Annotated in this window: 12 protein-coding genes; 11 read left to right on the forward strand and 1 reads right to left on the reverse strand. The window is 58.9% G+C overall.

From position 1 onward, the window contains the following. Positions 1-137 precede the first annotated feature (137 nt). On the forward strand, positions 138-929 hold the full coding sequence (locus K3754_RS15500; RefSeq protein WP_259938414.1) for an oxidoreductase: 792 nt from the start codon (positions 138-140) through the stop codon (positions 927-929). A gap of 9 nt (positions 930-938) precedes the next feature. Here K3754_RS15500 and K3754_RS15505 read toward each other — a convergent pair whose 3' ends face one another. Then, on the reverse strand, positions 939-1,964 hold the full coding sequence (locus K3754_RS15505) for a LacI family DNA-binding transcriptional regulator (protein ID WP_259938415.1): 1,026 nt from the start codon (positions 1,962-1,964) through the stop codon (positions 939-941). 100 nt (positions 1,965-2,064) lie between these two features. Here K3754_RS15505 and K3754_RS15510 point away from each other — a divergent pair, with 100 nt between their 5' ends. From K3754_RS15510 to K3754_RS15555, 10 genes are all read left to right on the forward strand, one after another. Continuing rightward, entirely contained in the window at positions 2,065-2,880 is an 816-nt protein-coding gene (locus K3754_RS15510) for an SDR family NAD(P)-dependent oxidoreductase (protein WP_259938416.1), read from the forward strand. Positions 2,881-2,891: 11 nt separating this feature from the next. Next, on the forward strand, positions 2,892-4,046 hold the full coding sequence (locus K3754_RS15515) for a Gfo/Idh/MocA family protein (protein ID WP_259938417.1): 1,155 nt from the start codon (positions 2,892-2,894) through the stop codon (positions 4,044-4,046). A 10-nt stretch (positions 4,047-4,056) separates the two neighbouring features. Next, a complete protein-coding gene (locus tag K3754_RS15520; RefSeq protein ID WP_259938420.1) occupies positions 4,057-4,971 on the forward strand; it encodes a sugar phosphate isomerase/epimerase in 915 nt (304 codons plus the stop codon). Positions 4,972-5,027: 56 nt separating this feature from the next. Continuing rightward, positions 5,028-6,056, forward strand: coding sequence for an ABC transporter substrate-binding protein (locus tag K3754_RS15525; protein ID WP_259938421.1), 1,029 nt, complete (start codon positions 5,028-5,030; stop codon positions 6,054-6,056). 71 nt (positions 6,057-6,127) lie between these two features. Further along, positions 6,128-7,612, forward strand: coding sequence for a sugar ABC transporter ATP-binding protein (locus K3754_RS15530; protein ID WP_203210235.1), 1,485 nt, complete (start codon positions 6,128-6,130; stop codon positions 7,610-7,612). After that, positions 7,609-8,547, forward strand: coding sequence for an ABC transporter permease (locus K3754_RS15535; protein ID WP_259938424.1), 939 nt, complete (start codon positions 7,609-7,611; stop codon positions 8,545-8,547). Before K3754_RS15530 ends, K3754_RS15535 begins: the two co-directional genes overlap by 4 nt. Further along, entirely contained in the window at positions 8,544-9,551 is a 1,008-nt protein-coding gene (locus K3754_RS15540; RefSeq protein WP_259938426.1) for an ABC transporter permease, read from the forward strand. The genes K3754_RS15535 and K3754_RS15540 overlap by 4 nt, the downstream gene beginning before the upstream one ends. 12 nt (positions 9,552-9,563) lie before the next feature. Then, the gene (locus K3754_RS15545; protein ID WP_259938428.1) at positions 9,564-10,640 is read left to right on the forward strand and encodes a Gfo/Idh/MocA family protein; all 1,077 of its coding nucleotides are present in this window, start codon (positions 9,564-9,566) and stop codon (positions 10,638-10,640) included. After that, the gene (locus K3754_RS15550) at positions 10,637-11,749 is read left to right on the forward strand and encodes a Gfo/Idh/MocA family protein (protein WP_259938435.1); all 1,113 of its coding nucleotides are present in this window, start codon (positions 10,637-10,639) and stop codon (positions 11,747-11,749) included. Before K3754_RS15545 ends, K3754_RS15550 begins: the two co-directional genes overlap by 4 nt. Before the next feature lie 211 nt (positions 11,750-11,960). Continuing rightward, positions 11,961-12,200: a hypothetical protein gene (locus K3754_RS15555; protein ID WP_259938438.1), complete on the forward strand. Its 240-nt coding sequence runs from the start codon at positions 11,961-11,963 to the stop codon at positions 12,198-12,200. The last annotated feature ends 53 nt before the right edge of the window (positions 12,201-12,253 follow it).

Below are 12,253 nucleotides of genomic sequence, written 5' to 3' on the forward strand. Positions count from 1 at the left end.
GAGAGTAGGAGGCGCCCTGTGCCGCTGGGAACAATTTTGGTCAGGCCCAGGGCAGCGCCGATCGGGCAACGATCCGCAATGGGTCGAACCCGTGATCCAATGGGGCGACCGGACACGCAAACAGAACGGACCTTTCCATGACACAAGACCTTGAAAACATGGTTCTCGTTATCACCGGCGCGGCCAGCGGCATCGGCAGGGCAGTCGCCATTGAGGCCGCGGCACAGGGCGTACGGCAAATATTGGCCACCGACCTCAACCCAGAGGGAATGGCCTCTTTGGCCGCCGAACTTTCAGGGCATGCAGAGGTTGCCTGCGTCGTCGCCAACCTTTCAGAAACAACGGCGGCTCAGAAGATTGCCGATGGCGCGAGGGCAGCATTTGGACGGATCGACGGGCTTGTCAACGCCGCCGGCGTCACCACCCGCGCCAGCGTTGCCGACGGCAACGCCACAGATTTCGACATGATTTTCGCCATCAATACCCGTGCGCCATTCCTGCTTATGCAGGAGGCCGTCAAGGATATGCAGAACCGCAATTCTGGCGGTGTGATCGTCAACATCCAGTCGATGAATGCCCATTGTGGTCCGCCCGAGCTGGCCCTCTATTCCGCCTCAAAAGGGGCCCTCCAGACGCTGACCAAAAACGCCGCCAATGCGCATCTGCATGATGGCATTCGTGTTAACGGGATCAATTTGGGCTGGGTGCTGACCGAAGCCGAGCACAACATGCAAGCGAACGTTCTGGGCCATGGCGAAGACTGGATGAAAAAGGCCGGAGCCAATCTTCCGCTTGGTCGGCTGGTGTCACCTGAGGAAACGGCGCGGACCACGATGTTCCTGCTGTCACCGTCATCGGCGCCAATGACCGGTGTGAACCTGGATTTCGAACAATCCGTCACCGGCGCACCCAACGCAGGTATCGGCTGAGGGCCGCGATCAGGTCCGTAGCGGCGCAGTGCTTTCGCGGACAATCAACTCAACCGGGATCGGCACTTCGGGTGTGCGCTCAAGGTCTTTGTCTCTCAACCGGTCCAAAAGCACCCTTGCGGCGCGGCACCCCAACCGGTGGCGATCTTGCCGGATCGTGGTCAGCGCCGGAATGTAGTATTCTGACATCTCAATGTCGTCGAAGCCGACAACGGAAATGTCTTCCGGCACGCGCAATCCGCCGCTTTTCAACCCTGCCATCAAGCCAAACGCCACCATGTCCGCCGAACAAAACACCGCCGTGGGCCGGTCCTCCATGCCCAGAATACGCGTCGCAGCCTCATGACCAGACTCCAGTGAAAAATCGCCCCTGATGATCCATTCCGGCTTCGCAGGCAATCCGAGGCGCGCCCGTTCGGACACCATTCCCTCACGCCGTGCCGTGGTCAGAACATTGCCGTCCGGCCCGGTGATATGAGCGATCTTGCGATGCCCAAGATCATGAAGGTGCCGAATGGCAAGCCGTGCCCCTTCGGCATTGTCGCTGGAGATAACAGGGAATTTCTGGCCCTCGACCCATTCGCACAAAAAGACAATCCGATCTTCGACACCCAGATCGACACATTCGCGCAAGGCCGACGCACCCAAACCGCCGTCCAACGATATCGCGCCGTCAACACGGCCATCCAGAAAGTACCCCGCCAGTGCCGTATCTACATTCGGATCGCTATCTGTATCGGCGATCAAAACCGCGTAGTCTGTGCCGGAAAACTCTTCGCTGATGCCTGCAAGAATGCCCGAATAAAACGGCTTTCCCAGGTTGGGCACCAAGACAAGGACCGCGTTTGCCCGCTGCAGCCGTAGATTTCGCGCTGCCTGATTGACCCTGTATTCCGTGCTCTTGATCGCATCAAGAACGGTTTCGCGAGTGGCGTCACTGACCAGACTGGGGTTGGTCAAAACCCGGCTAACCGTCGCAGCCGACACACCCGCCGCACGGGCCACATCCTGAATTGTCGCGGGTTTCTGAATCATCTGCGCCGGTCGCCATCTATAATTTTTCTGTTGACACGAATCTCTTGTCTTGCCGATTATGTAATCGATTTCACGATCTGAAAAGACTTAATTGTCCGAAATGAAATCGATTTCAGAACGCATTTTGTGCGTCAAAGGGGGATGTCATGAAACCGGCCAAATCCGGCAAAACAACGGTTATGTTGCCATGAGCGCAGCGGCGGAATTTGATTTCTCCGGCGCCCGCATCATCGTGATCGGCGCCAGCCGTGGCGGCATCGGGGCCGCGATTGCGCGCGCGTTTCAGCATGCGGGTGGTGACGTGGAAATCACCGGCGCCGAACCCGAATGCTTGCCCGAAGATGCGGCGCGCTTCGGCTATACGCAGCTGGATGTGACCGACACGGACGCCGTAGACAACTTTGCCAAAAGCCGGGATGAAGTGGATGTTCTGGTCAATTGCGCCGCCATCACAAAACGCGGCGAAGAAATGGACGCAGAGTTCTTTCAACATGTGTTAAACGTCAATCTCGTTGGCTCCATGCGCTGCGCCAAGGCGTTGCATGGAGCGCTTGCAAAACGTCAGGGCCGCGTCATCAATATCGCGTCAATGTATGCCCGCTTCGGCTCCCCCCGGAACCCGGCATATGGCGCATCCAAGGCCGGGGTCGAGCAGATGACCAAGTCGCTGGCAATTGCCTGGGCTTCGGATGGCGTCCGCGTCAATGCCATTGCCCCCGGTTTCATCGTGACGGAACAATCTGCCCGCGCCAGACAAGATCAGGCCTTCACCGATGCCGTCGAGGCCCGCACGCCGCTTGGCCGCTGGGGCCAGCCGGATGACATCGCCGGTCTCGCGCTGTTTCTGGGATCGGACGCCTCGAAATTCATGACCGGGGTCTGTGTCCCCGTGGATGGAGGATATTCTGTTGTCTGAGGAGAAACACCTTGTCTGATGTTTCGCAAATCAATGCGGCGGTCATCGGGACCGGGTTCATTGGCACCGTGCACGTGCAAGCGCTGCGCCGTCTTGGTGTGCGCATTGCAGGTGTTCTGGGATCATCGCCAGAACGTGGTGCTGCGCGCGCGGCTGAGATCGGTGTCGGGCATGCCTATGCCTCGCTTGACGATCTGTTGGCCGATGATGCTGTTGATGTGGTGCATGTCACATCGCCCAATCATGCGCATTACCCGCAAGTGAAGGCGATTATTGCCGCGGGGAAACATGTCGTTTGCGAAAAACCATTGGCAATGACAAGCGCCCAGTCGGCGGAAATGGCCGCGCTGGCCAAGGCCTCCGGCAAGATTTGCGCGGTGTGCTACAACATCAGGTTTTATCCCCTCAACCAACAGGCACAGGGCATGGTGAAAGCCGGAGAACTGGGTGACCTGCGCTTTGTCACCGGGCACTATCATCAGGACTGGCTGGCAAAGGCGACAGATTGGAACTGGCGCTTGCAGTCCGAAGTGGGCGGCGCCCTGCGTTCGGTGGGAGATATCGGAACGCATTGGGTGGATTTGACCAGCTTTATCATGGGGTTCAAAGCCAAATCGGTGTTTGCCGACCTCAGCACATTCCTGCCCGAGCGGCAGCGATCAACAGGGCCGGTTGAAACCTTCTCAAGCGCGGAAGGCAAAACAGAACCCGTTACGATCGACACCGATGACGCGGCAGCGATCATGATCCGATATGAGAACGGCGCCAAGGGTGTGATGACCACATCACAGATCAACATTGGCCGCAAAAATTCGCTGCAGTGGGACATCGCCGGCAGCGCGGCCAGTGCCTCTTGGGACAGTGAAACGCCCGATCATCTGTTCATCGGGCATCGCGATGCCCCGAACCAAACGCTTATGCGCGACTTCACATTGATGAACGAAACCGGCACCCGTGCGGCATCCCTGCCGCCCGGACACGTCGAAGGATTTGCAGACAGCTTCTTTGCCTTTTTTGGCGCGGTTTACGCAGATGTTGCAGCAGGTGAACGCGGGGACCACAGCACTTGGGCCACATTTGACGATGGTCATTACGAGATGAAATTCTGCGACGCCGTCCTGAAATCCGCGCAAGAGGCGCGTTGGGTCAATCTGGACGAGATTTGAGGGGAACGAGATGAAACTTGGGATTCTGAGTGTGCCATTTGAAGACCAGGGCCTGATGGAGGTTGCCGATTGGGCAAGTACCAACGGGTTCTCGGCGATGGAAATCGCCTGTTGGCCAAAATCAAGCGGTGACAAGCGGCGCTATGCGGGGACCTGTCATATCAACGTGGATGGGCTCAGTGCAGCGCAGGGCAAGGACATCAAGGACGGGCTGGAAGCCAAGGGCATCGAGGTTTCCGGCCTTGGGTTCTATCCCAACCCGCTGCACGCGGAGGCGGCGCACCGTGAGGATGTGATTGCCCACCTGAAGAAGGTCATTACCGCGGCTGGTGTCATGGGGGTGCCGGTGGTCAATACGTTTGTGGGCGGGGATCGGACGTTGAACGTCGATGAAAACTGGGCCCGCGCGCAAGAGATCTTTGGCCCCGTTGTGGCGCATGCCAAAGATGCGGGCGTCAAGCTTTGCTTTGAGAATTGTCCGATGATCTTTTCCTATGACGAATGGCCCGGCGGGCATAACATTGCCTATTCGCCCAAGATCTGGCGCCGCATTTTTGAGAAATGGGGCACCGATGTGGGGATGAATTTCGACCCTTCGCATCTGATCTGGCAGTTCATCGACCAGACCAGATTCATCAAAGAGTTTGGCCCCCAGATCGGCCATGTGCACGCCAAAGACCTGATGATTGATCACGATGGTCTTTACGAAAATGGTATCATGTCAGCAGGCATGGGCTGGCAAGTGCCACGCCTTTGCGGGCTGGGGGATGTCAATTGGTCGGGTTTCTTTTCCGGCCTTTACCGGGCTGGCTATGACGGCCCGGTCATTATCGAGCATGAAGACAGGCTGTTCGAAGGCACGGACGAAAAGGTCAAGCGCGGCTTTCTATTGGCGCGCGACGTGCTGCAACCGTTCATCAAGTAATTGGGCGTCAAAGCCCAGCAATCACCACACGAAATCTTCATTTGGGAGGAAATAACATGAAGAAACTACTCACAAGCGCGGCGGCTCTTGCGATCGCGGCCACAATGGCCCCGGCGGCATTCGCGGCGGATTATACCATCGGCATATCCAATACTGTGCAGGGCAATGGTTGGCGCGAGCAGATGATCTGCGCCATGCGTGCGCAGGCACTGGTCGAAGAGGATGTGTCCAATCTGATCGTGGCACACCGCAACACTGATTCCGCAGGTCAGTTGGAAGATCTCAACAACCTTATTGAGGCGGGCGTAGACGCGATTGTTCTCAACCCTTCAAACCCCGACGCATTGAACTCTGCGCTGGAAATGGCGATGGAAAAAGGCATCGTTGTGGTCGCGGTTGACGCCGGTGTGTCGGCGGAAGGTGCCTACATCCTGTCCAACAACCAGGAAGAATATGCCTATCTCGGCGCCAAGTGGCTGTTTGAGCAGGTCGGCGGCAAGGGCGACATCGTCTATATGCGCGGCATTGCTGGTGTCTCGGCAGACAGTGACCGTGACAATGGTTTCAAGCGGGCCTTGGCAGAATACCCAGGTATCAACGTTGTCCATGAAGTGTTCACCGGCTGGCAGCAGGACCAGGGCAAGCAACAGATGTTTGACTATCTGGCAACGGGCATTCCGTTTGACGGCGTCTGGACCTCTGGCATCGACAACGTGATCGTGGATGCCTTTGTTGAATCCGGTGCACCGTTGGTGCCGATCGTCGGTGCCGACAACGCGGGCTTTGTTCAATACCTGAGCGAAGTGGACGGACTTACCGGCGCTGCCGTGACCAACCCCGGCTCGGTTGGCGGTGCGGGCGTTGCGCTTGCAGTCGACATTCTCAATGGCAAAGCGCCAAGCGAGAAAACCGTGCTGGTTGATCCGGTTCTTTGGGAAAATGCCTCTGACGAGGGCCGTGCCACGATCACCGCGGCGCAGAACCCGAACCTCGATCCTGAATGGCCCGTGTCCGTCACTGTGCCGGGCTGGACCGATTACACGATGGATCAGATCATCGCCTGCGAAGGCCCAGGCGACAGCTGATCAACACCCGGAACGCCCCCGCCCGACCTGTCGGGCGGGGGCACCCATTCGAGAAAAGAACACGCATTCCCATGAACGCAAATCAGATCCTAGATGCCAGCGGCATCGCCAAAAGCTTTGGCGCTGTCAAAGCGCTCGTTGATGCCAGCCTCAGTGTCTCGGAGGGCGAGATTGTCGCGCTGATGGGTGCCAACGGTGCCGGCAAATCGACATTTGTGAAAATTATAACCGGGGCGCTGAACCCGGACAGCGGCAAGGTGCTCATTCGCGGCAAGCAAGCCCGAGTTGGAAGCCCGGCCGAAGCCCGTCGTTCCGGCCTTGTGCCGGTATATCAAGAACCCTCGCTGATCCCCGATCTGGACGTTGCCGACAATCTGCGGCTGACCGATACACCCGTCGCCCCGTTTGAGCGTTGGGTCAAGGAGTTGGGCATCGAGGGGCTGGCCCTGTCAGACATGGTGGGCGATCTGCCACTGGCCACTTTGCGCATTCTCGATCTGGCCCGCGCACTGGCAAGCGAGCCGGATGTGCTGTTGCTGGATGAAATGACTGCCGCATTGCCATCGGATCTGGTTGAGCGTGTGCTGAAAGTGACGCGGCAACAGGCGGACAAGGGCATGGGCGTCATCTATGTCTCGCACCGCTTTAACGAAATTTCCGAATTATGCGACCGCGCCACGGTGTTGCGCGACGGTCGAACCGTTGGCGATCTGGTCATTGAACCGGGCGTGGAGGACCGCGCCGTTGAATTGATGCTGGGTCAACGGCTCGACCTTGCAGCACGTGAAGTGGACAAAACGCGCGGCACCATCGGTGACACACCGCGGGTCCGTGTCAAGGGCGTGGCGATTGCCCCGAAGGTCAGTGATATCTCCTTTGACATGTATCCCGGCGAAGTCCTGGGTGTTGTCGCCTTGGAGGGTCAGGGACAGGACGAATTGTTTGAATGTATGGCCGGCTTTATGCCGCCCACGGCGGGCAGCATCGAAGTGAACGGCACCACCACGGCCTTTCGTCATCCGGCAGATGCGATTGCAGCGGGGGTCAAATTTGTGCCCGGCGACCGGGCTGATGCGTTGCTTGCGCAGCGGTCGGTGCGCGAGAATATCGCGCTGCCGTTTTCGGCACGGATGTCGTCTTGGGGGTGGCTCAACATGCGCCACGAACGCGAGCGGGTGGCCCATGCCATCGACCGCCTGCAGATCGATACAAGGGCGCAGGGCGAAGTGCAGCGTCTGTCCGGCGGCAACCAGCAAAAGGTCACTATCGGGCGTTGGCTGGCAACCGGCGTTGAGACGCTTTTGTTGTTTGACCCAACCCGCGGGATCGATGTGCGCACCAAGCGCCAGATCTACCCGCTGGTTCGCGAATTGGCTGAACAAGGTTCATCGGTTCTGTTCTACACCTCGGAACTGGAAGAGATCCCCTTGGCCTGCGACCGCGCTGTGGTGATTTTTAACGGCCGCGTTGTTGATATCATCGACGCAGAGAATGCGGACGAGCAGACGCTGCTGAGGGCGGCCTATGGACTAACGGCACAAGAGGGCGCGGCGTGACCGATATTATCAAGAAAAATGCATGGGTTGCTGGCCTTTTCGCCCTGCTCATCGTGCTGTTGGTTCTGACCAAGGTCATCCAACCCTCTTTTGGCATGTCTGGCCTCGAAAGCGTGGCCCGCGCCGCCCTGCCCTTTGCCTTTGCCACCGCTGGCATGGCGGTGGTCGTCATCGTTGGCGGCATCGACCTTTCGGTTGCCTCCATGATGGCGGTCTGCGCGGTCACAGCGGCCGTGTTGATGGAAAGGATGGCCGGCGTGCCTGCCATCCTGATCGTATTGGCCCTGGGGTTTGTCATGGGTCTGATCAACGGCGGGCTGATCGTGCTGACGCGCGTGCCTGACATCGTCGTGACATTGGCAATGCTCTTTGTTTGGGAAGGTGTTGCCCTGCTCATATTGGAATCGCCAGGTGGCGCAACAACCGAATGGCTCAAGCAAAGTATTCGCGGCAGCGTGATCCCCTTTGTGCCCAACGCGCTGGCGATCATCGCCGCATGCGTGGCGGTGGTCTGGATCCCGCTGCGCCGCTCGAAACTGGGCATCTCGATCTACGCAACCGGCTCGGACGAGCTGGCCGCGTTCCGCTCTGGCGTGGCGGTTGGACGCACCAAGATCATGGCCTATGGCGTCTGCGGGATCTTCTGCGCCTTTGGTGGGCTCAGCCTCGCCTCGCTCACCGGGATCGGGGAGCCGGTGCCGGGGCCATATCTGATGGCATCGGTCGCGGCCGTGGTTCTGGGCGGTGTGGTTCTGGGCGGAGGTCGCGGCGGGTTGCTTGGTCCGATCATCGCGGTCTTTATCTTGCGGATCGTGCGGACGATCCTGACACTTTTGGCTGTTGACCCAAATGTCACAACCATCATCGAAGGCACCATCATGGTGGGTGTTGTGATGTTGGGCACAGCCGCAACTTTGCGGGGAGCCAGAAAATGAACATGGCAACGACCGATTCATCGATGATCCGCTTCGGCCGCTTTTTGCGCGACAATCCGGTCATTCCGCTTTTGGCCTTTCTGGTCTTGATGATCGCGGTTCTCGAGGTGATCCGCCCCGGCATCGTGACGCCGTTTCGCGCGGGCCGGGATGGCCTGATCTCGACCTTCTGGGTCGGCAACCTGATCAAGTTCGCGATCCCGCTTGCGATGCTGGCGGCCTGTCAGGTCTTGACCATGCTGACAGCCGGCATTGACCTGTCGGCAGGTATTGTTGCGACCGTGGCTGCCTTTGTCTGTGCAACCCTATCGTCCATTTGGGGGCCGGTCCCCGCTGTGCTGGTTGCGATGTCGATGGGACTTGTGGTTGGTGTGGTCAATGGTATCGGCGTTGGCATCGTGCGGGTGCATCCGCTGATCATGACGCTGGGTACCGGCCTGATCGCGACCGGCTGTATGCAGGTCTATCAGCGCCTTGTGATCAATGCCGGATCTGAGATCCCCGCCGCTCTGTCATGGCTTGGCACGGGTCGCACGCTGTCTATGCCGAATGGCTTGTTTTTGTTCGTGCCCTTTGCGCTGTTTATCTTTTGGCTCATGCGCTTTACCGGATTTGGCCGTTTGCTTTTTGCGCTTGGCTCTAACGAGAACGCGGCCAAGCTGTCCGGGGTGCGGTCATGGCAGGTCTATATTGCACTCTATGCCCTTTCAGGTCTGATCGCCGCACTGGCCGGCCTGCTTTATCTTGGCATGATCCGCCAAACCTCGCTGAGCCTCGCCACGCCGTTGTTGCTGCCATCCGTGGCTGCGGCGGTGATTGGCGGAACCTCGATCTTTGGCGGGCGTGGCAGCTTTGCCGGAGCGATTGTCGGCGCGTTGATCATCCGGGTTCTCGATACGATGCTGACCCTGATGCAAATGCCCGAAGGCGCCCGCACGATGTTGTTCGGGCTAATTATTCTTACCGTGACTGCCATCTATGTGCGCATCACGGGCAGTCGATAGGAGAAAAGCCACATGGCCAAATTTCGCGTCGTTGGAATTAGCTTTGATCACATGCACATGGGCGATCTTTTGCGGATGGTGCATGCGCACCCCGAAGCGGAGATCGCAGGGATCTACGATCCTGACCGGGCCAAGATGCAAGCGGCGATCGATGCGTTTGATTTGCCTGAAGATCGCGTCTTTACCGATTTCGACGCCTGCATGGCAGCCGGCCCTTATGACATGGCGTTGCTTTGTGTGGCCACCGCCCAACACGCCGAGATGACCGAGCGGTTGGCGCCGCATGGATGTCATGTTCTTGTAGAAAAGCCCTTTGCGGCCTCGGCAGATGATGCCCGGCGGATGATTTCGGCGATGCAAGGCACCGGCAAACAAATGCTGATCAACTGGCCCCTGCGCTGGGTCGAAAGTCACGTGACCGCCAAGCGTCTGATTGACGAGGGGCTCATTGGCGAGCTGCGCGAGGTGCATTTTTATGACGGCAATCGCGGCCCGCTTTATCATCTGGCTGACAAGGTCGAGGTTAGCCCCGAAGAGGTCGAACGCCAGAAGCCGGACTCATGGTGGTACAAGAAGGCGTCCGGTGGCGGCGCTTTGTTGGATTACATGGGATACGGCGCAACGCTAGGCACCTGGTACATGGACGGTGAAGCGCCATTGGAAGTAACCTGCACCGTGGATGAAACCGCCGGGATCGAGGTGGATCAACACGCCATCGCCGTGTGCCGTTACGCCCGAGGTCTGTCCAAGATGGAAACCCGTTGGGGCACATTTACCGACCCATGGGCGATCCAGCCGCAACCGACCTGCGGCTTTGTGTTTGTTGGCTCCGATGGGACCATATCCTCGCCCGATTATGCCAGCCACGTCACCGTGCAAACGCGGGACCGCCCCGAACGACATGAGATTGCCGCCGATCCGCTGCCCGCGGGCGAGACCAATGTCATCGAATACGCCGTCAGCCGCCTCAATCGGGGCGACGCCATCGACGGCCCGCTGGCCCCTGATCTGTGCCTGACTGCGCAGCGCATCGTCGATACGGCCATGCAATCGGCCGCAGAAAAACGGACATTGAGCTTGCTGCCATGAGTGACGATTCAGCCGATAGCGATACCTATGCACTGAAATCCGGCGCCCTGCCCGAAATCGCCGCGCCGGAGGTGGATTACCTGCCGCCCGCGCCCAAAACTTATCGCCCAAAGATCGGGATGATCGGCACAGGTGGCATTTCGAACAGCCACCTTGATGCCTATCGCAAAGCAGGTTGGGAAGTTGCAGGCCTGTGGAACCGCAGCCGCGACAAGGCCGAGGCAAAAGCCGCCGAGTTTTGCCCAGATGCGCAGATCTTTGACGATGTGCAGTCCCTTCTGGAACAAGATGACATCGACGTTCTCGACATCACCTTGCCGACCGAGGTCCGCGCCCCGGTGATCGAAGCGGCCTTAAAGGCAGGCAAACATGTCCTCAGCCAAAAGCCGTTTGTGTCCGATCTTGATACCGGCGAGGCGCTGGTCAAGCTCGCGGAAGACCAAGGCGTGCAATTGGCGGTAAACCAAAACGGCCGCTGGTCGCCGCATATGGCGTGGATGCGCAACGCCTGCCGGGACGGTGTGGTTGGCGATGTCATATCCGTGCACGCCTCCCTGCATTGGAACCACGGCTGGACCGCCGGCACACCGTTTGACAAGATCGAAGACCTGATCCTTTACGATTTTGGCATCCATTGGTTCGATTTCCTGTCCTCCATCGTTGGGGATCGCGCCGAGAGTGTGACCGCCTCAGCCGCCCATGCCCGCGGTCAGGCCAATGCCACCCCATTGCTTGCGCAGGCGTTGATCAAAATGGACGGCGGTCAAGCCAGCCTTGTTTTTGATGGCGGCACGCCGCATGGCCCCCGCGACACCACTTACATCGGTGGAACCGAGGGCAGTATCGTGGCCAATGGTCCCGACCTTGGCAGCCAGTCTGTGACCCTGACCACAGGCGAGGGTATCGCCCATCCGAAACTAAAAGGCACATGGTTCAATGACGGGTTTCGAGGCGCGATGGGCGCTTTGCTTTGTGCCATCGAAGAGGGTCGTGCTCCGGTCAATTCGGCACGCGAAAACCTGACTTCACTGGCGCTGACCTTCGCCGCAATCGCCTCACGGAAGACCGGGCAGGAGGTTCGGATTGGCGACGTGCGCAGCTTGCCCTAGGTGTTTGCCACTGCGCTCGCGCCGCGGCGTTCTCCTAGTGTCGCGGCGCCGAATGTTCAGAGGCCAAGCCAAAGGCAGACCGATCGCCCACATCGAGGATCAAGGTCTCCCTCGAAGTCAGATCCGGCTAACGCTTTGTGCCCTTTCCACGCCTGCCAGCTAACAACCAGAGCCAGACCGGCGAATACGCATATAGAATAGAGCGTTGCAAATGAAGCTGCGTTTACAAAACGGTGCGCTCTCCCGCTGCCTGCAGCCAGACCGCCATCACCCAGCAGGGGTGAAGTCTCTGGAGTGTCTCCGTCCGCTGCGCAGCAAGGCAGCTCTGGTCATTGTTCTGGTCGAACAATTCTTTGAGCTCGCCCAGTTGGGGCGGGCAGGTTCGGTATACGCGTCATTGCGACATCATGATTTCAGGGCCAACAACGCCTACCAAGCTGACTGCGCCTGAAACGGATTGGACCTGCCGCAACACATGAAAAAAGCGGCACCTCGAAAGGTGCC

The organism is Sulfitobacter sp. M368, from assembly GCF_025141875.1.
In the GTDB taxonomy this organism is placed as follows: domain Bacteria; phylum Pseudomonadota; class Alphaproteobacteria; order Rhodobacterales; family Rhodobacteraceae; genus Sulfitobacter; species Sulfitobacter mediterraneus_A.

Excerpts from the sequence above, each read along its gene's own strand:
- K3754_RS15530 (WP_203210235.1), top strand. The coding sequence starts at position 6,128 with ATGAACGCAAATCAGATCCTAGATGCCAGCGGCATCGCCAAAAGCTTT.
- K3754_RS15540 (WP_259938426.1), top strand. The coding sequence starts at position 8,544 with ATGAACATGGCAACGACCGATTCATCGATGATCCGCTTCGGCCGCTTT.
- K3754_RS15550 (WP_259938435.1), top strand. The coding sequence starts at position 10,637 with ATGAGTGACGATTCAGCCGATAGCGATACCTATGCACTGAAATCCGGC.
- K3754_RS15555 (WP_259938438.1), top strand. The coding sequence starts at position 11,961 with ATGAAGCTGCGTTTACAAAACGGTGCGCTCTCCCGCTGCCTGCAGCCA.
- K3754_RS15505 (WP_259938415.1), bottom strand. The coding sequence starts at position 1,964 with ATGATTCAGAAACCCGCGACAATTCAGGATGTGGCCCGTGCGGCGGGT.
- K3754_RS15545 (WP_259938428.1), top strand. The coding sequence starts at position 9,564 with ATGGCCAAATTTCGCGTCGTTGGAATTAGCTTTGATCACATGCACATG.
- K3754_RS15510 (WP_259938416.1), top strand. The coding sequence starts at position 2,065 with ATGAAATCGATTTCAGAACGCATTTTGTGCGTCAAAGGGGGATGTCAT.
- K3754_RS15500 (WP_259938414.1), top strand. The coding sequence starts at position 138 with ATGACACAAGACCTTGAAAACATGGTTCTCGTTATCACCGGCGCGGCC.
- K3754_RS15520 (WP_259938420.1), top strand. The coding sequence starts at position 4,057 with ATGAAACTTGGGATTCTGAGTGTGCCATTTGAAGACCAGGGCCTGATG.
- K3754_RS15525 (WP_259938421.1), top strand. The coding sequence starts at position 5,028 with ATGAAGAAACTACTCACAAGCGCGGCGGCTCTTGCGATCGCGGCCACA.